General features: G+C 40.1%; 17 protein-coding genes. 15 read left to right on the top strand and 2 right to left on the bottom strand.

The window, feature by feature from the left end:
- The first annotated feature begins 22 nt into the window (after positions 1–22).
- The 4 genes from EV579_RS11915 (at position 23) to tagH (ending at position 7,463) form a co-directional block, all read left to right on the top strand.
- Positions 23–2,293, top strand: a complete 2,271-nt coding sequence (locus tag EV579_RS11915) for a CDP-glycerol glycerophosphotransferase family protein (protein ID WP_133744498.1) — start codon at positions 23–25, stop codon at positions 2,291–2,293.
- A 183-nt stretch (positions 2,294–2,476) separates the two neighbouring features.
- Positions 2,477–4,843: a CDP-glycerol glycerophosphotransferase family protein gene (locus tag EV579_RS11920; RefSeq protein ID WP_133744499.1), complete on the top strand. Its 2,367-nt coding sequence runs from the start codon at positions 2,477–2,479 to the stop codon at positions 4,841–4,843.
- A 171-nt stretch (positions 4,844–5,014) separates the two neighbouring features.
- On the top strand, positions 5,015–5,842 hold the full coding sequence (locus tag EV579_RS11925) for an ABC transporter permease (protein ID WP_024423644.1): 828 nt from the start codon (positions 5,015–5,017) through the stop codon (positions 5,840–5,842).
- A 19-nt stretch (positions 5,843–5,861) separates the two neighbouring features.
- Positions 5,862–7,463, top strand: coding sequence for a teichoic acids export ABC transporter ATP-binding subunit TagH (tagH, locus tag EV579_RS11930; protein ID WP_133744500.1), 1,602 nt, complete (start codon positions 5,862–5,864; stop codon positions 7,461–7,463).
- A 27-nt stretch (positions 7,464–7,490) separates the two neighbouring features.
- Here the strand turns inward: tagH and galU are convergent, their stop codons facing one another.
- Complete coding sequence (gene galU / locus EV579_RS11935; RefSeq protein ID WP_008343198.1) at positions 7,491–8,372, bottom strand: UTP--glucose-1-phosphate uridylyltransferase GalU; 882 nt, start codon at positions 8,370–8,372, stop codon at positions 7,491–7,493.
- Positions 8,373–8,641: 269 nt separating this feature from the next.
- Here galU and wecB point away from each other — a divergent pair, with 269 nt between their 5' ends.
- Entirely contained in the window at positions 8,642–9,781 is a 1,140-nt protein-coding gene (wecB, locus tag EV579_RS11940; protein WP_039181859.1) for a non-hydrolyzing UDP-N-acetylglucosamine 2-epimerase, read from the top strand.
- A gap of 33 nt (positions 9,782–9,814) precedes the next feature.
- Here the strand turns inward: wecB and tagU are convergent, their stop codons facing one another.
- Positions 9,815–10,735, bottom strand: coding sequence for a polyisoprenyl-teichoic acid--peptidoglycan teichoic acid transferase TagU (tagU, locus tag EV579_RS11945; protein WP_133744501.1), 921 nt, complete (start codon positions 10,733–10,735; stop codon positions 9,815–9,817).
- A gap of 182 nt (positions 10,736–10,917) precedes the next feature.
- On the opposite strand from tagU, the gene EV579_RS11950 reads away from it, so the two are divergent.
- From EV579_RS11950 to EV579_RS11995, 10 genes are all read left to right on the top strand, one after another.
- Positions 10,918–11,241: a hypothetical protein gene (locus EV579_RS11950; RefSeq protein ID WP_024423640.1), complete on the top strand. Its 324-nt coding sequence runs from the start codon at positions 10,918–10,920 to the stop codon at positions 11,239–11,241.
- A gap of 24 nt (positions 11,242–11,265) precedes the next feature.
- A complete protein-coding gene (locus tag EV579_RS11955; protein ID WP_044335385.1) occupies positions 11,266–13,374 on the top strand; it encodes a SpoIID/LytB domain-containing protein in 2,109 nt (702 codons plus the stop codon).
- Positions 13,375–13,397: 23 nt separating this feature from the next.
- Positions 13,398–14,888 carry an N-acetylmuramoyl-L-alanine amidase gene (locus tag EV579_RS11960; protein WP_065214836.1) on the top strand — a complete coding sequence of 497 codons (1,491 nt, stop codon included), beginning with the start codon at positions 13,398–13,400 and terminating at the stop codon, positions 14,886–14,888.
- A gap of 127 nt (positions 14,889–15,015) precedes the next feature.
- Positions 15,016–16,512 (top strand): N-acetylmuramoyl-L-alanine amidase, encoded by a 1,497-nt coding sequence (locus tag EV579_RS11965; RefSeq protein ID WP_133744502.1) that lies wholly within the window; start codon positions 15,016–15,018, stop codon positions 16,510–16,512.
- Positions 16,513–16,650: 138 nt separating this feature from the next.
- Positions 16,651–17,238, top strand: a complete 588-nt coding sequence (locus EV579_RS11970; RefSeq protein WP_133744503.1) for a prolipoprotein diacylglyceryl transferase — start codon at positions 16,651–16,653, stop codon at positions 17,236–17,238.
- A 199-nt stretch (positions 17,239–17,437) separates the two neighbouring features.
- The gene (locus tag EV579_RS11975; protein WP_024423636.1) at positions 17,438–18,097 is read left to right on the top strand and encodes a sugar transferase; all 660 of its coding nucleotides are present in this window, start codon (positions 17,438–17,440) and stop codon (positions 18,095–18,097) included.
- 18 nt (positions 18,098–18,115) lie between these two features.
- Positions 18,116–19,567: a teichuronic acid biosynthesis protein TuaB gene (gene tuaB, locus EV579_RS11980; protein WP_133744504.1), complete on the top strand. Its 1,452-nt coding sequence runs from the start codon at positions 18,116–18,118 to the stop codon at positions 19,565–19,567.
- A complete protein-coding gene (gene tuaC / locus EV579_RS11985) occupies positions 19,564–20,748 on the top strand; it encodes a teichuronic acid biosynthesis protein TuaC (RefSeq protein ID WP_133744505.1) in 1,185 nt (394 codons plus the stop codon). Before tuaB ends, tuaC begins: the two co-directional genes overlap by 4 nt.
- A gap of 79 nt (positions 20,749–20,827) precedes the next feature.
- Positions 20,828–22,165, top strand: coding sequence for a UDP-glucose 6-dehydrogenase TuaD (gene tuaD, locus EV579_RS11990; RefSeq protein ID WP_044335396.1), 1,338 nt, complete (start codon positions 20,828–20,830; stop codon positions 22,163–22,165).
- 14 nt (positions 22,166–22,179) lie between these two features.
- Entirely contained in the window at positions 22,180–23,109 is a 930-nt protein-coding gene (locus EV579_RS11995) for an NAD-dependent epimerase/dehydratase family protein (protein ID WP_133744506.1), read from the top strand.
- The last annotated feature ends 12 nt before the right edge of the window (positions 23,110–23,121 follow it).

Raw genomic sequence — 23,121 nt, forward strand, 5'->3', positions numbered from 1 at the left:
GAACAGAGGAGATTAACGATTAATGATTGAAGAGGGAATTCATAAGAAGAGTGTCGTTGAAGGGTTAAAAAATCACCATGAAAAACTAGAAATGCTGATTCGCATCAACGATGACATGCCATTAACAGATAGAGAATTTTATTTGTTTATGAGGGAGAGAGTTTCGAAACAAGAACTTTTCCTTCCGCTTGTTCATCAAGAAGAGAATCTATTCAAATTGGTATTGAATGAAGCATCGCTGCCGCTTGCGTTAGAGCAAGGCCAGACATATAACTTGTATGTCACGGACTATTTGAGCACAAACAAAGAAGAGGATGAGGACGAGCTTGAGGACTCAGCTTATGATTCTGATTCCGAAGAAGAGGAAGAAGAAGTAAAAGAAGCGGATATCAATACAGATATTGAATCTGAAGAGAAAACGTCAAACTATAAACGCCGTTTAAAAATGGAAATAGAAAAGCCTGAGCTGACCTTTTTAGAAAATAAAGACGCCATGCTGTGTATCATTCCATACCGTACAGACAAAGGGAATGCTTCTTTGAAAATCAAGCGTGAGCTAAAGGTTGTGAAATTCAATCATATCGATCTCAACAAAGGGTGTATGTTATCTTTATCCGGGTATGCAGGTGTATTAAGTGCAGAACATCCGTATGAGATCAAAGAAGCAAAGCTTCTATTGAAGAAAAATGGTGAAGAACCAATTGAACATCGCTTTCCGGTTAATATTACCCATATAAAAGACGAAGTGATCGAATACCGTGATGATCAACATGTACCACAGCTTTATCAATTTTTAGCAGAAGTCCCTTTAGAGGAATTGACCTATTCATTAAACAAACGCTTTGTATATCGCTTCTATCTTGAATTTATCTGCGATGTAAACGGAGTAGAGGAAACATTAACAACCACTTCTTTAGTGCTTGGAGACCGCTCGAACAAACTCAAAGGACTTGTTCAAATTCATAAACGAAACGATGTACCGATTCGATATGAAGTGTACCGAAAGAAAAAAAGACAAACGCTTGGCATCCGTATTAATGATTACACAATGAAAACACGTGCCAAGTATTACGTCAAAAGCAAGTGGAAGAAATTCAAAAAGAAGATCAGTAAAATCAAAAAAGTCCGTAACCGTCTTGTGACAAGAACGTTTAAAACGACCTTTAAACTGGCGAGTAAGCTGTCTGTGAAAAAGAAAACGGTTGTTTTTGAAAGTTTTAACGGAAAACAATTCAGTTGTAACCCGCGTGGGATTTATGAGTATATGAAAGAACATCACCCTGAATATACGCTGATCTGGAGCGTTAAAAAGGGTCATGAAGCACCGTTTAAGGAAAAAGGCATCTACTATATCAATCGTCTGTCATTGAAATGGATCTTTGCGATGGCAAGAGCCGAGTATTGGGTTGTAAACAGCCGTTTGCCGCTATGGGTTCCAAAGCCAGATCACACAACATACTTGCAGACTTGGCATGGTACGCCGTTAAAACGATTGGCAATGGACATGGATGAGGTGCATATGCCTGGAACAAACACGAAGAAATACAAAAAGAATTTCACGAAAGAAGCATCGAATTGGGATTATCTCATTTCTCCTAATGCCTACTCGACTGAAATCTTTACACGTGCGTTCCAATTCCAAAAGACCATGATTGAGTCAGGATATCCGAGAAATGACTTCCTTCACAATCAAAACAATGAAGAAACGATGAGAGCACTGAAACAAAAAATGAACCTGCCGCTGGATAAAAAGTTGATCTTATACGCACCGACATGGAGAGACGACCAATTTTATAAAAAAGGGCAGTACAAATTTGATTTAGACCTTGATCTGCATGAACTCAGAGCTGCAATCGGAGATGAATATATCATCATTCTGCGTATGCACTATCTAGTTGCTGAAAACTTTGATTTAGGGCCGTATGAAGGCTTTGCCTATGACTTCTCTCATTACGAAGACATTAGAGACCTTTATATGATTTCAGATCTGCTCATCACAGATTACTCATCGGTGTTCTTTGATTATGCAAACCTCAAACGTCCGATGCTGTTCTATGTGCCAGACATTGAAACATATCGTGACAAGCTCAGAGGCTTCTACTTCGACTTTGAACAAGAAGCACCTGGACCACTTGTGAAAGAGACAGCAAGTGTCATTGACTGGGTGAGAGAAACAGAACAGCCAGACTTTACACTACCAGCTTCATTTGCACCGTTTTATGAGAAATTCTGTTACTTAGAGACTGGAGAATCTTCGAAGCGGGTCGTTGAAGTAGTGTTTTCTGAAAAATAGTTTAAAAAGTACCGTTCTTCGCTTAGTAGAACGGTACTTTTTTGTTTTTTTTATTCCATTGTACACATATTTAAATGTAATGGTAAAAATAAAAAAACATAGAAATTTAACAGTAAACATGCTAAATTTAGATAAGATTATCCGGTACTGTAAAAATGCTGAAAATAATATAGAGGTGCTTCAATGTACAAACTTTATCATAATTTTATTGAAATTCTTAATTTAGATGAACAAAAGTTAGTGTTATATATTGATGACATAGAGAAGTTATGTACTTTTGAATTTAAAGAGCTAATTGTAAACGAATCAAAGAAGATTTGTGAAATTAATGTTAAGGATCAGATGATTTTTGAATCTTCAATAGATCATTCTAATGAAATGATCTATCTCTATTCTAAGGATCAGAACTTGTATATTGTCAAAGAAAGCTCTGACATCCTTCAATCAAATCAAATACATCCTATTGACATTAACAATCAATTTGAAGATATATATGTCAAACAATTAGGGTTAGACCGCTATGGCTTATTTAGAGGCGAAGAGGAACTGTTATTATTCTCAGGGCTGCTGAACGTTGATGAGATCAATCGGAATTATAAAATGGATTTGAAAATTCACGGGGCAGAAAAAAGATTTGTAGACATCTCCTTTATCCAATATAGTCCCTTCAACTTTGTTGTTACGTATGATTGCCAAAATAAAGAACTAAATGTAAGGAAAATTTTGTTTGATGTGATGCAGGAACATAAAGATATTGAAGTGACTGTGAATAATCGTAATCAAATCAAAATTTTAAATAAGGTGACTGAGCAAAAGAAAATCGTCAACTTTAGACTTGTTCCTAGATATCAGCCGCTCAAAGTTTTTGGTAAAGATACATTAGAGCAATTCAAAGAAGATAATATCCTCAATATTTTGGTGATTAATAAACAAAGGTATTACATATATGTAAGAACGAATGGTGTTTACTTAGTAAGAGGAAACCCTTATCTTGTTACAAAACATACATCAAGACTACGTATTTTTAGTTTGTTTAATAGCTTTTATGTTTATGGAAGACTGACACATTACGCGTATAATTCAGACCAAAAGTATGAATATCTGTACATTAGAAATTCTGATCACCAAGTGGCGAAATTTATAAGACCATTTAGAAAAATCAAATTCTTAAAAAGGTATGGTTTCTTTAAAATTTCGTTAAATGATCTTGACTTAGACAGCAGAATCCATAATAACCTATTCGTTGGCAATGATAACCGAATTATCCATAGTTTAAGGCTGAAAAAAAGAGATAAAAAGGTGAAAACATATATCACGAAAAAGAATGGGGACAAGCTTCAAGTACTAAGAACAAATCTATTTGGAAATGTGACATCAACCATTATTCCTTATTCACAGGAATATTCTTTATTTAGTAAAGTAAAAATAAAAATAGCGAGTATCTTATCATCATTCTATAAAGACAAGAATTATCGTGTGAATTTGTTTTTTGAGAAAAAGAGTGATAAAGCAGATGAATCCGCTATTAGAGTGTATGACTATGTACAAGAGAATTGTCAAACAGACTCAAGAAATTACTTTATTCTTAATAAGAAATCAAGTGCTTATCCGGCACTTAAAGCTAAGTATGGAAAGGGAATCATTCCGAAATATAGTCTGAGACATTATTTAAGTATCTTCAATGCCAGCTATTTTATTTCAAGTGAGTTATCTAACCATGTTCTGAACGATAGATTATATATTGATCATCTTAGAGAGAGAATTATGAGCGTACCACTTGTCTTTTTGCAGCATGGAATAATGTTTGCGAAACCAGTTGATAATCCAATGGCCTTTGGATTCCATAAAGACAAGAACCAATATAATATTTATAAATCAGTCATCAGTTCTGAACTAGAGGCTGGTGAATTTTACAAAATGAAATATGACCGTGAGGATTTGATTTTGACAGGCCTCGCAACCTTTGATCATGCCAAATTAGTAGACGGTGCAGATAAGATCGCCTTTATGCCAACTTACCGCTATTGGGAAGAGGGGCTAATATATACAAATAGAATCGAAGAAACATCTTACTATAGAGTTCTGATTAAAATCATTAAAAGCTTTGAAGAAGCAGGTCTTCTTGATCGTTTGTTAATTGTACCGCATAACAAATTTTCTCAGTACGTTTATCAAAACCTGCCTCAGTATAAACATATTATTTCTGATAATCCATCAGAAGCGCTAAAAGTATCAAAGGTGTTTATCACTGATTACTCTTCTGCTATTTATGATGCACAATATAGAGGAGCATACCCTATTTTTTATTGGGAAGAAAAAGATTACTTGATTAGACAGTATAAAGCGATTCCTCCTGTAAACGAAGAAAATGCACCAGGACCGATTGCATATAATACTCAAGAGCTTATTCGTATTGTCAAACATGCGATTGAGAATGAGTATGTCGTGGAAGATGAATATAAAGAAAAATACTTGAAAATTAACAGCTTTAACGATAATCAAAATACGAAAAGAATTACAGATTTCTTAAAAGAGCATCAAATTATCTAATGTCTCATGCCCCCTGAATCTATGATTGAAAGGATTCAGGGGTTTTTTGTCTTCTAGTTTGACGTGCATGACTTTTGTTATAAGATGAAATGTGTATCGTTATCTGTTACAATTATGAGCGGTGCTTTTTAAAAAAGTAATCCCAAAAACTTATATCTAAGGAAGATTAGAATGAACGCAATGTTGACGATACTAAAGGAGCAAATCAGCTCATTCCCGCTGATTATGCGACTTGCTGTTTATGAAACAAAATCAAAATATCAGATGAATTATTTAGGTGTTTTATGGCAGTTTTTAAATCCATTGATTCAAATGCTGGCTTACTGGTTTGTTTTTGGTATGGGCATTCGCGGAGGACAGCCAATTGTCATTGGCGGCGTGGAGATTCCATTTATCATCTGGATGCTTGCCGGATTAATCCCGTGGTTTTTCATTAGTCCGACCATTCTTGATGGATCAAACAGTGTGTTTAAACGCATTAATATGGTATCGAAAATGAATTTTCCGATTAGTGCGCTTCCGTCTGTGGTGATTATGTCCAACTTGTTCAGCTACTTTGTTATGATGGGTGTCTATCTGATTGTGCTGATTTCCTATGGCATCTATCCTGACGCACATTGGTTGCAATATATATACTATCTTATTTGTATGATCGCTTTTATGTTTTCGTTTAGTTTGTTTAATTCCACGATTAGCGTACTCGTGAGAGACTATCAATTTCTTTTACAATCTGTGACACGATTACTTTTCTTTTTGCTGCCGATTTTTTGGAATATCTCAGAGAAGCTCACTGGAGACAAAGCGTGGATTGGGGACATATTAAAATTGAATCCTCTTTTCTACATTATTGATGGTTTTAGAAATAGTTTGTTAAAGGGAGAATGGTTCTTCCATGATGTCAAATACACACTTTATTTTTGGCTGATCACGCTTCTTCTTTTAACAGTCGGTTCATTGCTTCATATGAAATTTAGGGATAAATTTGTCGATTTTCTTTAAAAAGTAAGGAGATTATACGATGAAACTAAAGGTTTCGTTTCGAAACGTATCCAAGCAATACGTCCTATATAAAAAGCAGTCAGATAAGATTAAAGGGCTGTTTTTTCCTAATAAAAATGAAAAAGGTTTTTTTGCTGTTCGTGATGTGTCCTTTGATGTATATGAAGGCGAGACAATTGGTTTTGTAGGAATTAACGGATCGGGGAAATCGACAATGTCGAACCTTCTAGCGAAAATCATTCCACCGACAAGTGGTGAAATTGATATGGACGGCCAGCCTTCGTTAATTGCCATTGCAGCAGGGCTGAACAACCAGTTAAGCGGAAAAGACAACATTCGTTTAAAGTGCTTAATGATGGGACTGACGAATAAAGAGATAGATGAGCTTTATGAAAAAATCGTAGAGTTTGCGGATATTGGCGACTTTATTGACCAGCCAGTTAAGAGCTATTCAAGTGGAATGAAATCACGTCTTGGCTTTGCCATTTCAGCGCATATCGATCCAGATATCCTGATTATTGATGAAGCACTGTCTGTTGGAGACCAAACCTTCTATCAAAAATGTGTGGACCGCATTACAGAATTCAAAGAACAAGGAAAGACGATCTTTTTTGTCAGTCACTCTATTAGCCAAATCCAAAAAATCTGTGATCGGGTGGCTTGGATGCATTATGGTGAGCTTCGTATGTTTGATGATACGAAAAAGGTCGTGAAGGAATATAAGGAGTTTGTTGAGTGGTTTAACAAGCTTTCCAAGAAAGAGAAAAAAGAATATCAATTGAAACATAAAGAAGGCCGCAAAGGCGTACAGAAGACAGAAAAGGTGTCTCGTTATCAAGAGAATGGAAAACGGCGTTCATTGTTTGGCCCCGCATTTCAAGTGACAGTTTTAGCGGTCTTAACGATATTGCTAGCCTTATCGATGTTTTCAGATCGCCCGCTTCGTACATTGGCGACATTTGGTGCAATCCCATCAGATAAGACAGAAGCGCCTCAGTCGAAGAACACGCAGACCAAAGGAGCGCCTGATATGAAAAAGGTGGATCAACAGGCGATTGTCACGGCTGATCCCCTCAAGGTTTACAAAGACCAAGCCATGAAAAAAAAGGCCGATGTCACTTTGACATTTGGACAAGAAGTACAGGCTGTGGCTGAAAATAAACAAACCGTTCAAATTAAAACTGCGTCAGAAACGTATTTTGTTAAACCTGCTGCGCTTCAAAATGCAGAGAATTTAAAGTCATTATCCATTGGACCAGGACAGTTTAATTCCTATGTATCGCCTGCATCGGCAGGTTCGTATGAGTATTTACTTTCTTTCCTTGGAAAAGAAGAATCTGTGCTGAAACAGAGAATGCAAACGCTGAGTTCAGTGAAAAATGATCAAGGAGATATGATTGAGCGATTGACCACAGAGAAAACCGACTATGTCATTCAAAATGGTCAGGCAAACACGATTATGTTTCGCGACATTATGCCAATTTCTCCTTCCACACTTGGGCTGACAGAACAAGATGTCTGGATGAATGAGAAACGAACAAAGTTCGCAGTGAAGGGTGAAAACAACCTGTTTGTCATTGATAATGAACAGCATACACTGACTATTTCAGTCATTAAATAAAAAAGCTGCCGATGCCGGCAGCTTTTTTTAATTCACTTCTTCTTTTTCGAGAAGCTGTTTCATAAATGGAATGAGTTTCTTTTTCAATTCTTCATCCTGAAGAGCAAACTCAAGCGTCGTTTCGATGAAGCCTTGCTTCTCGCCGACATCGTATCGTTTCCCTTCGAAATCATAGGCAAATACGCGCTGAATGTCATTCAGCTTTTGAATGGCATCTGTTAGCTGAATTTCTCCGCCTGCACCAATTTCTTGCTGATCGAGGTACATAAAGATCTCTGGCGTGAAAATGTAGCGCCCTAAGATGGCTAGGTTCGATGGTGCTGTTCCTTGCGGCGGCTTTTCAACAAAGTTTTTGACTTGATAGCGGCGTCCTTCTTGTGTAAGAGGGTCGATAATCCCATAGCGATGTGTATCGCTGTCCGCTACTTGCTGAACACCGATGACAGATGAAAGGGTTTTTTCGTATTCGTCCATCAGCTGGCGAAGCCCAGGCGTTTCGGCTTGAACAATGTCATCACCTAATAAAACAGCAAAAGGCTCATCACCGATAAAGTTGCGTGCGCACCAAACGGCGTGTCCAAGTCCTTTCGGCTCTTTTTGACGTATGTAATGAATGTCAGCAATGTTAGAGGACTTTCTCACTTTTTCTAAAAGCTCGCTCTTTCCCTTTTCCTCAAGATTACGCTCTAGCTCTGGTGCAAAATCAAAATGATCCTCAATGGCTCTTTTTCCTTTTCCAGTGACGATAATAATGTCTTCGATTCCTGATTCAACAGCTTCTTCAATAATATATTGAATGGTTGGTTTATCAACGATTGGGAGCATTTCTTTAGGCATCGCTTTTGTTGCAGGGAGGAAACGTGTCCCAAGACCTGCAGCTGGTATAATGGCTTTACGTACTTTTTTCAATGAACTTTGCACCTTCCTTACATAGATAACCGATTTCATATTTCGATGTTTGTTCTTGGTCGTCTGTTTAAAGTGTAACTTACAAATCATAGGAAAGACAAATGATTTCACTAAAATGACTTTTAGATAATTCATATTTTATATGTAAAATGTAAAGGAAAGAGAAATTTAACGTTAATTCAATGTAAATTTCTTTTTTTATATCATTAATTTTACCCTCCCAATTGTGTATAATTGAAAGTACTATACTAGGAAAGAGGCATAAACAAGTGAAAAAACTAAATGTAATGACTATTTTCGGTACTAGACCTGAAGCAATCAAAATGGCACCACTTGTCCTTGAACTGAATAAACATCCACAGATAAATTCGATTGTTACTGTAACAGCTCAGCATAGAGAAATGCTTGATCAAGTCCTTGAGGCTTTTTCTATTACGCCTGATCATGATTTAAACATCATGAAACAGCGCCAGACATTATCCGAAATCACATCAAATGCACTCTTGAAACTAGATCAACTATTCCAAGAGGAAAAACCTGATATTGTCCTTGTTCATGGAGACACAACAACAACCTTTGCAGGAAGCTTGGCCGCATTCTACCACCAAATTTCGGTTGGTCACGTTGAAGCGGGTTTAAGAACACACAATAAATACTCGCCGTTCCCTGAAGAATTGAACCGACAAATGACAGGCACTATTGCTGATATTCATTTTGCTCCTACAAATGAGGCAAAGCAGAATCTTTTAATTGAAAATAAAAAAGAAGAGACGATTTGTGTGACGGGGAATACTGCGATTGATGCGTTACAAACAACGGTTACAGAGCAGTATCAACACCCTATTTTAGAGAAAATAGGCACAGATAAAATGATTTTGTTAACGGCTCATCGCAGGGAGAATCTCGGCCAACCGATGAAAAACATGTTTAGAGCGATTAGACGTATTGTAGAAGAGTTTGAAGATGTTCAGGTTGTATATCCTGTACATTTAAACCCTGCTGTTCGTGATGCGGCTCAAACAGAATTCAGTGATCTTGATCGTGTGCACTTAATTGAGCCGCTTGAAGTCGTTGATTTCCATAACTTCGCTGCTGCCTCACACTTTATATTAACGGATTCTGGCGGTGTCCAAGAGGAGGCGCCTTCTCTTGGGAAGCCAGTATTAGTTCTGCGAGATACAACAGAACGCCCTGAAGGTGTGAAAGCTGGCACGCTGAAGCTCGCGGGTACAGATGAAGAGACCATTTACAACATGGCAAAACAGCTGTTAGTCGATCAGAAAGAGTACGACAACATGTCGAAGGCGTCTAATCCATATGGTGATGGACAAGCGTCAAAACGAATTGTCGAAGAGCTTCTCCATCGTTTTGGATTAAGTGAAGAAAAACCAGTTCCATTTCAATCATAAAAAAAGAAGACTACATTTCTGTAGTCTTCTTTTTTACTGCTCCAAACTTTCCTTCAATTCCTTCTTCACATTCGCAAGGCTGCTGTCATCAAGCTGGTAGTAATAAATGTTATTGATACGTGTGCCTGATCCTTTCAACTCGTGCTGCTTCACATGCTGTCTTGCATCACGATAATCATTCATCATCGTCCACATATCATCAAATGACATGTTTGTCTTCATATTATTTTCTACGACTTTGAACATATCGCCGAATTTCGTAATAGATGAAATGTTGGCACCTTTTGCAATGATGCCTTCAATGACCTGACGCTGTCTTTGCTGACGTCCGAAGTCACCTTTTGGATCTTGCTTTCTCATTCTCGTATAGGCAAGGGCTTGATCCCCATTCAGGTTAATTTCTCCTGTACCAAATGAATGGCCGTCATAACTAAATGCAAACGTGCTATTTACTGTAATACCGCCAAGTGTATCAACAATATCTTTGAAGCTTTCCATGTTCACTTTGACAAAGTAATCAACAGGTACATCAAGCAGTTCCTCTACAGTATCTGCTGCCATTTGTGTACCGCCGAATGCATAGGAGTGGTTGATTTTATCCATTGTGCCTTTTCCGACAATCTTCGTATACGTATCACGCGGGATGCTCACCATCTCGGTCGTTTTCGTTTTTGGATTTACTGTCATGTATATTAATGTATCTGCACGGCCTCGGTCATTTTTTCGTTCATCGACACCCATGACTAAAATAGAAATCGGGTCTTTCTTACTTAAATCGACATCTTTGTCACGCTTATCTGACTTCTTTAAATTCTCCTGAATGCCTGCGACGGTCGATGCTGCTGTGTTCCAAAGATGATATGCGTATCCGCCAGTTGATAATACGAATAAGCCAATAATCGATAAAACAATCCAAAGAACCTTTTTCTTCTTTCTTTTTCTTTCAGCTCTCATAATGTCCCTCACCTTTTCTATGATTCTTCCATGATTATAGGTTTACGAATCTTGATAAACAAGTTATTTTTTTACTCTGAACCTAGATATAGACGTTGTAACAAAAAAAAGGTTTCAAAAAACCTTAAATTTACCTTAAAATAATAACTTATAAGACGATACAAAGACATGAGGTGAAAAAAATGAAGAAAATCGTCGTTTTACCGTTCTTAATACTGCTACTAGGTATCGTGCTCACAGCATGTGGAACGGCTGAGCAGTCCTCAGGAGAAAACAAGACAAGCAGTTCAACTCCTCAGGTACTGGAAGAGAAAGCTGAATTTATTGGAATGGCTGATGCACATACAGTCGAAGTGAAAAAAGTGAATACGACCCTAAGCTATGAATTTACGGATAATTTTAAAGATGTGTTAAATGAATTTAAACCAGGAGACACAGTAGAAATCTCTTACTTTATTAATGACAGTGGTCAAAAGGAAATCCAGAAGATTGAAAAACAGAAGTAAAAAAGATGGGCGGGATGAACAAAATTGAAGAAAACAGGCGTTACACTAATCGTTCTCATGATACTGACTCTACTAGTTGCACCCTTTCAGTCTGCCATGGCAAGCTCGGCAATTTCAGTGAAATTGTCTAATTATATCGGAAACAAAACAAGCATGGATATCTCAACAACTGGGGAATACAAGCTATCAGGATCAAATGTTGCTGTGACAAAAAGATATGACGGCAAAAATAGATACGAAGTAGCCAACAGCATCGCATCTGCTGGCTGGAAAAACCCATCAACTGTTGTCATTGTCAGTCGTGATGCATTTGATCATGCAATTTCTGTATCACCGTTAGCATACAAACTGGGCGCACCTATTTTGTATACGAATATTGAAAAACTGACGAAAACAACAGAAAACCAGCTCAAGAAAATGAAGCCGGATAATATTCTGATTGTCGGAAATACGAAAAGCATTTCAACAGCTGCTGAGAAGTCTATTAAAAAGTATGGCAAAGTCAGACGTATTAGTGGAAAAGATAAGTTTGAAATCTCCCAAAAAATCGCTAAAGAAATGGGTAACTATAAGCAAGCTGTCGTTGTCGGCGGGAACTCATTTATGAATGGGATTGCCATTGCATCCTACGCATCGAGAAAGGGATACCCTATCCTGTTAACAAAAAAAGATTCCATTCCGTCTTATAGAATGCCAAGTAAAGTGATCATCATCGGCAGTACGAAAAGTACTGGACAAAAAGTTGAAAATCAAATCAAAAAAACCTCACAGGTGACAAGAATCAGCGGTGCCAATCGCTATGAATTATCTGTGAATATTATAAAGAAATTAAATATTAATGCAGATAAAGTTTATTTGGCAAAAGCCTCTAGCTATATTTATGCGATGCCGCTGTCTCAATTGGCTGCAAAATCTAACAGTACGGTTGTGTATGTAAAGCCCGATTCTGTCACAGCGTCTTTAAAAGCACTGCTGAAGGAAAAAGGTACATATGCTTATCATCTTGCTGGCAGCACAAGTGCAATTAAAGATAGCTTGAAAAACTCATTAGCCAAACAAGTCTATCTGAAAAAAAATCAAAACTACCAATTGAATATTTCTAACGGAAAAATTTCATTAAAAGGCATAAAGACGTATAACACAGTAAGAGTTGTTCCTGAGAAATATTCAACAAAAAATGTCCTTCAAATTGCAGGAAAGCCGTATTTAGGCAGCGTAAACTTTGCAATTGAATCAGGGTATATCAGGCCGACTCTCGAAAATATTCCATTTGAAGACTATTTAAAAGGTGTAGTGCCAAATGAAATGCCTGCAAGCTGGAATGTTGAAGCGTTAAAAGCACAGGCGGTTGCTGCTAGAACGTATTCGGTGAAAAGTATTGGAAAAGTCGTCCCTGATACAACAGCCTTCCAAGTATATGGAGGATATAACTGGTATACAAATTCGACAAAAGCGGTCGATGCCACAAAAGGAAAGGTTCTGAAATACAACAATCAGCTCATTTCAGCAACCTATTACTCTAGCAATGGCGGTTATACAGAGGCAAGTGAAGAAGTATGGGGAAATGCACTGCCATACTTAGTGGCCAAAAAGGATCCAAAAGATCCAGTCAATCCATGGACACTGAAACTCTCTAAAAAACAACTAGGCACGACATGGACTGCTAGCACAGCAGCTTCTCAATGGTCTAAAGCAAAAGAGACAAATGCAGCTGACCTTGCCGGCCTGAAATCATGGCTGCTCAAAAACAAAGAAACTGCTGCATCTGATATGAAAATCGCATCGATCTCAAGCCTGACGTTCTCAGGGAAAACAAAAGGCCAGCGTGCGAAGACGGTATCGATCAAACTGACATACCATCTGAAAAACAAAACAGGCACATATTCGGTAAACAAAAGCACAACGGCAAGTATGAAGATGACCGAGTTTCGATCAGTTATGGGCGCAACAAAGGTGAAAAGCACGTTTGCGTCAGTCAAAAACAATACAAATGATTTCACGATTTCAGGAAAAGGGTATGGCCACGGCATTGGTATGAGCCAATACGGAGCCAAAGCGAGAGCCGAATCTGGAAACTCATATTCTTCCATACTCTCGTTCTACTATCCAGGAACAAAACTAACAAACTATTAAAGGGTAAAAGGAGGACATAGAAGATGCGCTCATTGATGAAAACAGCCATCCTCAGCCTCATCGCTATTTTCGTTATCGTTCCAACAGCTTTGGCAGACAATTCAGTCTCACGAATTGATGGCGGGAGCAGATATGCTGTAGCGGCAAACGTAGCGAAAAAAGGATGGGGAACTGCAAGTACAGTCGTTTTAGTAGGGAAAACTGCGTATGCAGATGCAACAGCAGGAATTCCACTTGCACACCAAAAAAATGGACCAGTTCTTTACACTAACAGTAAAAGCCTTTCTGGTGATACAAAGAAAGCCTTAACTTCATTAAAAACAAAGACGGTGATCGTTTTAGGCAGCACATCAAGTGTGTCAAACAACGTGGTCAACCAAGTGAAGAAAATGGGCATCTCCACACAGCGTATTTCAGGAAAAAACCGATATGAGCTATCTGCCAATATCGCGAAAAAAATGAAAAAGCCAGCAGGCGTCGTTGTCGTTGAGGGTTCTTTCTATGCACATGGGATTGCGATTGCACCTGTAGCAGCTCAAAAAGGATTCCCAATTCTATATACAGATAAAAAGGGACTTCGTTCTGAAATCGCTTCTGTTGCAAAAGCAAGCAATGTGAAACAAACCATTGTAGTCGGCGGAGAGAATTACGTCACAAAAGCAGCTTATAACCAATTGAAATCACCAACACGGATCAAAGGCTCGACTCGTTATGATGTCGCGGCCAATATTGTGAAAAAGTACAATATGAGTGTCAATAATACCTATGTAGGAAGAGGATTTGGTTATGCCACTTCATCTTCTGCTGCAGGCATTGCAGCGAAGCAAAACAAAGCATTGCTTCTAACGAATGAAAAGACACTGCCAAAAGTAACAAGAGCAACAGTGAGCAGTAAGAAAATCACCAAATTTACTGTCGTAGGCAGTACCAATACAGTGACACCAACTGTTGTGAACCAGCTGAAAAACCCGGCTGTTGGGAAAAAAGTATTCATTGATCCAGGTCATGGTGCGCATGATTCAGGAGCTGTAGGATACGGATTATATGAAAAGAATTTGAATTTAGATGTAGCAAAGCGTTTAAATACGAAATTAAACAACGCTGGTGCACTTGTGACCATGTCAAGAACATCAGACACATTTGATAGTCTTCAAACACGAGTGAGCAAAGGTGCGTCAGCAAATGCAGATATCTTTATCAGTGTCCATGCAAACTCAAACGATAACAGCAGTGCAAATGGAACAGAAACGTATTATGACAAAACCTATGCGGCTGCAAACAGCCTGAAGCTGGCGCAAAACATCCAGCCTAAAATGGTCAGTGCACTAGGCACAAGAGACCGTGGTGTGAAAACAGCTGGCTTCTACGTCATTAAATATTCTAAGATGCCGAGCGTTCTTTTGGAAACTGGTTTTGTTTCCAGTCCAGTAGATTCAAACATCTTGAAATCTGCTACGTATAAAGATCGATTAGCGTCAGGCATTTCAAGCGGTGTGTCAGGTTATTTTAGATAAGAAAACACAAACCTGAGGGGTGCCTCAGATACTCCTCTTAGGCTGCTCGAGAACGTACTCGGCAGCCTTTTTTCAAAAGTCCATGAAGCATCTTTGGTGAAGGGTTCAAACCAAGGAGGTTGACTTCATGCGTGTTGATAACAAATGTATGTTACTGATTGCTATTTCACTATGTTTATATACACCATCCGTTTTTGCCCAGCACACTGTATCGAGGATAGAAGGAAGCAATCGGTATGAGGTGGCGGTAAATGCCGCGAAAAGGGGCTGGCAGGAAGCGCCTGCCGTTGTTCTTGTGGGCGGTGATGCTTATGCAGATGCCCTGAGTGCTGTGCCTTATGCATACCAGCAAGGGGCCCCAGTCCTGTTAACGAATGCTGACAGTCTTTCAGGTGCTGTAAAGACAGGGTTGCAGCAGCTGAAAACGAAGCGGGTAACGATACTTGGCGGGACTGCGAGTATTTCTGAAAAAGTCGTGAAGCAGTTAAAAGCGATGAATCTATCCGTATCCCGTATTCAAGGAAAGAACCGCTATGAATTGGCAGCAAATGTGGCGAAGCACATGAAGAGTGCTAGTGCGGCAGTCGTCGTGAATGGTTCTGCTTATGCTGATGCTGTCGCGATTGCTCCATACGCTGCCAAACAAGGCTATCCCATTTTATTAACAGATGCGAAAGGACTGCGAGAGGAAACAGCCAATCTATTAAAAAACAAAGCAGTCAAGCGGACCATTGTGATCGGCGGAGAAGCAAGTGTCAATAAAACGGCTTTTCAAAAGCTTCCATCACCAGTCAGAATAAGCGGAGCCAATCGGTATGAGGTGGCTGCCCAAATTGCTAAAACGTATCCAATGAAGACAAGCCAAACATTTATGAGTTATGGGTATGCCTATGCAGATGCAGCCGCTGCGGCAAGTATAGCAGCGAAACAGGGCCAAACCCTTCTTCCTACAGACGCTCAAACGGTGCCGGATGCTATCAGAAAAGTCATCGGAGCCAAACAGATGTCAGCTTTTTCTGTGGTAGGCGGAACATCAACCGTTCAAACGAATGTCATCACGCAGTTGAAAAATGCGGTGTTAGGCGAAACAATTTTTATTGATCCAGGTCATGGTGCGCAGGATGCGGGAGCGATAGGGAATGGGCTGCTTGAAAAGAACATCAATTTAGAAGTAGCATTAAAGCTGCGGTCAAGGCTTCACCAAGCAGGTGCCCTTATTGTCATGTCGAGAACTTCTGATACATTTGACTCCTTGCAGACACGTGTCAGTAAAGGAGCGCAGGCCAATGCTGATATTTTCATCAGTATCCACGCCAACGCAAATGATAACAGCGGTGCAAATGGAACAGAGACGTATTATGATACGACATATGCGGCTGCTCATAGTGTCAAGCTGGCACAACAGGTTCAGCCTCGAATGGTCAGTGCCCTTGGAACAAAAGATCGCGGAGTGAAAACAGCAGGGTTCTACGTCATCAAATATTCTAGAATGCCGAGTATTTTGCTAGAAACCGGCTTTGTAACAAGTCCAATCGATGCGAGTATTTTAAAATCTACCACTGCAAAGGATCGGCTGGCTTCTGGAATTACAACTGGTGTGTCCAATTACTTTGACGCAAAATGAACCGATAAAAGAAGTGTCAAGTTAAAAATACATTTCATTTTTGGTTATGTTTGTTATAATTGAAACATAGAAGGTGAATGGTTTACACATAAATCTTCAAACGACAGCAAACCGACAAATCATGAAGAGGTGACGATTTTGAAAAAATTAATCACAATGCCGTTTCTAGTATTGCTTCTAGGTGTATTGCTCACAGCGTGCGGCACAACAAATCAATCAAGCGATAACAAAAAGGATGACAGCAAAAAAGAAACAACCGAAGCAGCCGATCAAAACAAAGATAAGGCTGCGGACAAAAAATCAGAAGATCAATCATCAAAAAATGAAAAATCAGATGATCAAAGTAAAGAAACAGCTGCTCAAACAGAAGAGCCAGCAAGTCAATCTGATGAAGAGGCAAAAGACAGCTCAAGCAAAGAAATTACAAAAGAAGAACCTGCTAAAGACCAATCAAAAGCTGACTCTAAAGGTGACTCTAAAACAAAGAAAGAATCAACGACTAATAAGAAAAATGAAGTCACCAAAGAAGGCACATATGTCGGTTTGGCTGATGGACATACAATTGCTGTCAACATTGATGGAAAAGAAGTAGCTATTCAATTCGGAAATACATTTTCTAAACAAGTGAACAGCTTAAAAGAAGAATCAAAAGTAAAAGTAACCTATACAAAAGATGCAAACGGAACACTTCGATTAAAAACGATCGAATCTGTAAAAGCAAAATAAAGAAAAGACCCGGAGACCCGCAGAATTGCGGGTCTTTTTTACGTTCAAAAGGGCATAACTTGATATAAGTGCACATTCTTAACACAGTTTTACAAGACTTAACAGCGCATTTACATTTGCTTAATGTTGCTCTGCTAAACTGACTTTCATAGAACATCTCTTTACACAACAACTACTTTGAATGGTGAGGTGCAGGTCAGTGAGTGCAGAGAAAGCGATGAATCTTTACAGAGAATATGAAGTGAGACGAAATCACTCTTTTGCCTTAACAGAACATATGGTTCGTTATTTATTTGCAAAACGTTTCATAGATTTAATGTTCTCGTTCATCGGATTGATGTTGAGTACGCCAATCATTTTGCTGTTTGCTCTTTTGATTAAGCTGGAAACACCAGGGCCAGCCTTTTATATGCAGGAAAGGGTCGGGAAAGACGGTGTTTACTTTAAGTTATGGAAGCTCAGATCGATGAGAATTGACGCAGAAAGCGGAGGAGCGAAATGGGCGCAAAAAAACGACCCGCGTATCACCAAAGTGGGGGCATTCATCCGTAAAACAAGAATTGATGAACTTCCGCAATTTATCAACGTGTTAAAAGGAGAAATGAGTATCGTAGGTCCTCGTCCAGAAAGACCGATGTTTACCGCAGAATTTAATCGGACGATTCCAGGCTTCACAAAAAGATTGGCGGTAAAGCCGGGGCTAACAGGTCTTGCTCAAGTAAATGGCGGATATGAAATGAGTCCAAGTGAAAAATTAACACATGACTTACAGTATATTCAAAACTTGACATTTTCTCTCGACACGAAGATTATGGTAAAAACGTTAAAAGTCATCATGACTGGTGACGGAGCCAGATAAGTAAAGTAGGGAAGAGAAATGGCAAGTATGAAAAAAAGCATGCTAGGCGGGGCAAAATGGACAAGCTTGTCCGCATTGATCATCACCATCATCCAAATTGCGCAGTTCGCCTTTTTAGGGAACGTGATGTCACTCAAGGAGTTTGGACTCGTTGGCATGATCACAACTGTCACAATATTTACGCAGATTTTACTTGATCTAGGAATTGGGGCAGCAATCATTCAAAAGGAACAAACGACAGAACGTCAATTATCTACATTATATTGGATCAACCTGCTCACAGGGATTCTCTTGTTTTGTCTGCTCATCCTGTTAAGCCCAATGATAGCCGCTTTTTATAACCGGCCAGAGCTAGAGGGTCTGCTCAAGCTATTATCGATTATGTTTCTGATCGCACCGATTGGCCAGCAGTACCAGTATATGATGCAAAAAGACTTAGCCTTTAAAACATTAAGCACCATTGAAGCCATTGCGACCATCATATCGCTGCTCGTTTTACTCGTTTTCGCCTTCTTCATGAATCCGATTGTCGCCTATGTCATTTCTCAAGTGCTGCTGCAATCAGGAAAAGGTCTCATGTATGCAGCGGCTTATTGGAAGAAGTGGCGTCCAGCACCTGTTTTTGCATTAGGAGAAGTAAAGGAATTTTTCTCATTCGGTGCATTCCAGCTCGCATCCAGACTGGTTAACCGAGCAGGATCAAACATCGACATGATTTTAATCGGCCGGTTTCTTGGAGCGGAAGCGTTAGGTATTTACAGCTTGGCGTATCAAATTGTAACAATACCCGTGCTGAAGATAAATCCGATTGTGACGAGAGTGGCTTTCCCGGTTTTCGCAAAAAGTCAGCGGGATCACTCCATGCTGCGAGAGGGCTTCCTAAGTATGACGAATATGCTCGCATTGGTTAGTTTTCCATTATTAATCGGCCTTGCTGCCGTATCAGATAGCTTTATAGAAGTCGTGTTTGGAGAGAAATGGCTAGTAGCGGTCCCGGTTTTAAATATATTGTGCATTGTTGGCCTTCTGCGTGTGCTGATGAATCCAAATGGTTCAATCCTTCTTGCAAAAGGGAGAGCGGACTTAGCCTTTTATTGGGATACGGGGATGCTTATCGTGTATGGCTGCGCATTATATGCAGGTGTCACTACAGGCAGTCTGCTCACAGTAGCTTGGATCTACTCAGGTGTCAGTCTGCTCAACTTTATTGTCGGCAGATGGCTTATGGCATATGTCATTCAGCTTGATATGAAGGTGTATTTAAAATCACTTGGAAGGCCTGCTGTCATGACGCTGCTCATGGCGGTCTGTGCGGTAGTTTTACATCAAGGGATGAAGCTGACATCAGCAGATATTTCACTTCAATTACTACTGACTGTTTGTGTCAGTGCTGCATTGTATGGCTTGCTGCTCATCAAAATGTATCCGCAGGCTGCAGGCAAATTATTGAGAAGAGGTCGTTCGTCATGAAGGTACTATGGCTGACAAGTGTATATCCTAGTGAAAAACATCCGAGTGAAGGCGTATTTCATGAAACGCAAGTACAGGAGCTGCTCAAACAAGGAATAGAAGTGACTGTCATTTGTCCTAATCCAGTGAATCCGCCGGTTTTACGGATGCTCAAGGCATCCTATCGGCAGAAAAGGGATCTGCCTGAACAGGAAGTGCGGAACGGAGTGAAGGTTTACAGACCGTCTTATCCAGCGCTCCCTGGACAGCTGAAATGGGCGCAGCCGAGTAAACGAATAGCGGCTTCCGTTTTCAGAGCAATGCAGCGTCATCAGCTGTCACCAGATTTTATCCATGCGCACTTTGCCATGCCGTCTGGCGGAGCGGCGGCTGTTATTCAGAAAGAAACGAAAATCCCTTATCTTCTGACCTTGCACGGCAGTGATGTGAACGTATATCCGAACTATAGCAAAGGGGCGAAGGCAGCCTTTGAAACGGCGGTGAGGCAGGCATCTGCTGTTCTGACAGTGAGTGAGGAGCTGGCTAAAAAGACAAATGAGATGACGAAGGTAGAAGCAAAATGTCTTCCGCTTGGTATTCCGCTCCGATCATTTTCCAGAACGGAAGAAGGTCAAGAAGGCATCAGAAAGCACTTAGGTTTACCGCTTCAAGATAAGCTCGTTGTTTTCGTCGGGCGTTTAGTGAAAGAGAAGGGCTTGCTTGAATTAGCTGATGCTGTCATCAGCATGGATGGAGTGAAAGCAGTCTTTGTTGGAAAAGGCCCCCTTACAAACGAACTCAAGGATCGGGCGGGAGCATCTATTATACTCCCAGGGCAGGTGCCGAATGAGCAGGTGAGAGACTACTTAATGGCAGCTGATCTGTTTGCACTCCCTTCCTACAGTGAAGGAATGCCAACCGTCGTTCTAGAAGCGCTCGCTTTAAAAGTACCTGTCATTGCAACCCGGGTTGGTGGTCTCCCATCCTTATTTTCAACCTATCAACACCTGCTCGTTGAACCGCGTTCGACGCGTCAGCTGAAAGAGGCGATTCACGCCTGTCTTTATGAAAACAGATGGAATGAAGAAGTGAAGAACGATCTTTATGAAATGGTTCATACAGAATATTCATCAGAACATAATGCGAAACATCTCATTCAGCAATATGAGAAGGTGCTCAATCAATCAACATCCATCGTTTAAACAAGATGAAATGTGCAAAGAATGATAGATAGATAAACAGCTTGGAACGGACAATATGCTTTTACTGAGAGGATGAAAAATGTTGAAGAAAATTGCTGTGATTGGAACAGGTTATGTCGGGTTAGTATCGGGTACTTGTTTTGCTGATATCGGAAATCGTGTCATCTGCTGTGACATCGATGAATCAAAAATCAACAGCTTAAAAAGTGGTGTCGTTCCCATTTATGAACCAGGTTTAAAAGAATTGATTGAAAAGAATACAGAAGAAGGAAGACTGTTTTTTACAACGAATATTCCTGCTGCTATTAGGGAATCAGAGATTATCTATATTGCCGTAGGGACACCGATGACACCACAGGGGGAAGCAGATTTAACATATGTGAAGGCTGTCGCTCAAACGATCGGTGAACACATGAATGGCTATAAAATCATCGTCAATAAAAGCACAGTGCCCGTTGGAACAGGCCGTCTCGTTCAAGCCATTGTGGAAAAGGCATCGCGCAGTAAATATCCTTTTGATGTCGTATCCAATCCAGAGTTTCTCCGAGAAGGCTCAGCGATTCAAGATACGATGAATATGGAGCGGGCGGTCATTGGTTCGACTAGCACTCATGCCTCTAGCATCATCAAAAGACTGCATGATCCGTTTCAAACAGAGGTTGTAGAGACCAACTTAGAAAGTGCAGAAATGATTAAGTATGCTGCAAATGCCATGCTTGCCACAAAAATCTCATTTATTAATGACATTGCAAATATTTGCGAAAGGGTAGGCGCTGACGTTGAAAAAGTCAGTGAAGGAGTTGGGTTAGACAGCCGAATCGGGCATAAATTTTTAAAAGCAGGCATTGGATTTGGAGGTTCTTGTTTCCCGAAAGACACGATGGCTCTTCTCAAAATTGCCGAAACATCTGGGTACCGGTTCAAGCTGATCGAATCTGTCATTGAAACGAACAACAACCAAAGAGCCCACCTGGTCAGCAAATTGATGAGTGTGTTCGGTGATATTAAAGGAAAAACCATTTCTGTCTTAGGCCTTGCCTTTAAACCGAATACGAATGATATGCGTTCAGCGCCTGCACTAGATATTATCCCAATGCTGAGAGAGCTGGGGGCTTTTGTGAAAGCCTATGATCCGATTGCTTATGTAGAAGCTGAACGTGAGCTTGGTCCGCAGGCGGTTTTCAGCAACGACCTGTACGAAACAGTAAAAGATACAGATGCCTGTCTCATCCTAACAGAATGGGATGACGTACAGAAGATGGATAAAGATCAGATCAAGCAGCTGCTTCGTTCGCCGATTGTAATTGATGGAAGGAATTTGTTTGATCCAGCAGAAATGAAAGAGAGAGGATTTATTTACCAGTCTATCGGCCGCCCAAGTGTATGGGAAGCAGAATTGGTATCGAAGGCACAATAACAGGGGGAGCTTGGATGAAGAAAGTATTGGTTACTGGGGGAAGCGGATTTATTGGATCACATACGGTAGAGGCTTTACTAGAAAAAGGCTATGAGCCCATCGTTCTTGATAACTTTTCAACGGGATCTCGAGAAAATATTGCCCATCTTTCCGTGCAATGCATGGAGGCAGATGTCACAAAGCCAGCGACGATTGATCTGATTAAACAAATCGCACCGGATTATATCATTCATCTTGCAGCACAAGTAAGTGTAGCCGTTTCCGTTCAGGATTTCGTATATGACGAAGAGGTCAATATCAAAGGATCTCTGCACGTCATGAAAGCTGCGGCTGAAGCAGGAGTGGAAAAAGTCATCTTTGCCTCATCAGCAGCTGTCTATGGAGACCCGGTGTATCTGCCAGTAGACACCGCTCACCGGTTGAAGCCTGGTTCACCATATGGCTTAGCAAAACTGACAGTAGAGCGGTATTTAGAAATGGCAAAATCACTCTATGATGTGGACTATTGTATTCTCAGGTACAGCAATGTATATGGTCCGCGCCAAGACGCACTTGGCGAAGGCGGAGTTGTCTCTATTTTCTCTGATAAGTTTGCAAAGGATGAGGCTCCTTTCATCTTTGGAGATGGGGAACAAACAAGAGACTTCATCTATGTGGGTGATCTAGCGGCGGCGAATGTTGCGGCTTTAACAGCCCAATCAAACGTTTGTTTAAATATCTCGTGTGGTGATTCCATCACTGTAAATGAGCTGTTTCAAACGATGAAACGGGTAACGAGTTCACAGCTTGAACCGATTTACAAGCCGCAGCGTGCAGGAGATATCGTGCATAGTACATTGGCAAATGAGGAAACGAAACAAGTCTTAGCATGGGAGCCTGTTGTGAGTTTACAGGAAGGTTTGGCTCGTACCATTTCCTACTATAAACAGGGAGTCAAGGCTTAATCCCTCAAATCG

It is taken from the genome of Bacillus sp. BK450, from assembly GCF_004364885.1.
Lineage (GTDB): Bacteria > Bacillota > Bacilli > Bacillales > Bacillaceae > Bacillus > Bacillus safensis.

Excerpts from the sequence above, each read along its gene's own strand:
- EV579_RS11915 (WP_133744498.1), top strand. The coding sequence starts at position 23 with ATGATTGAAGAGGGAATTCATAAGAAGAGTGTCGTTGAAGGGTTAAAA.
- EV579_RS11920 (WP_133744499.1), top strand. The coding sequence starts at position 2,477 with ATGTACAAACTTTATCATAATTTTATTGAAATTCTTAATTTAGATGAA.
- EV579_RS11925 (WP_024423644.1), top strand. The coding sequence starts at position 5,015 with ATGAACGCAATGTTGACGATACTAAAGGAGCAAATCAGCTCATTCCCG.
- tagH (WP_133744500.1), top strand. The coding sequence starts at position 5,862 with ATGAAACTAAAGGTTTCGTTTCGAAACGTATCCAAGCAATACGTCCTA.
- tagU (WP_133744501.1), bottom strand. The coding sequence starts at position 10,735 with ATGAGAGCTGAAAGAAAAAGAAAGAAGAAAAAGGTTCTTTGGATTGTT.
- EV579_RS11950 (WP_024423640.1), top strand. The coding sequence starts at position 10,918 with ATGAAGAAAATCGTCGTTTTACCGTTCTTAATACTGCTACTAGGTATC.
- EV579_RS11960 (WP_065214836.1), top strand. The coding sequence starts at position 13,398 with ATGCGCTCATTGATGAAAACAGCCATCCTCAGCCTCATCGCTATTTTC.
- EV579_RS11965 (WP_133744502.1), top strand. The coding sequence starts at position 15,016 with ATGCGTGTTGATAACAAATGTATGTTACTGATTGCTATTTCACTATGT.
- tuaB (WP_133744504.1), top strand. The coding sequence starts at position 18,116 with ATGGCAAGTATGAAAAAAAGCATGCTAGGCGGGGCAAAATGGACAAGC.
- tuaC (WP_133744505.1), top strand. The coding sequence starts at position 19,564 with ATGAAGGTACTATGGCTGACAAGTGTATATCCTAGTGAAAAACATCCG.
- tuaD (WP_044335396.1), top strand. The coding sequence starts at position 20,828 with ATGTTGAAGAAAATTGCTGTGATTGGAACAGGTTATGTCGGGTTAGTA.
- EV579_RS11995 (WP_133744506.1), top strand. The coding sequence starts at position 22,180 with ATGAAGAAAGTATTGGTTACTGGGGGAAGCGGATTTATTGGATCACAT.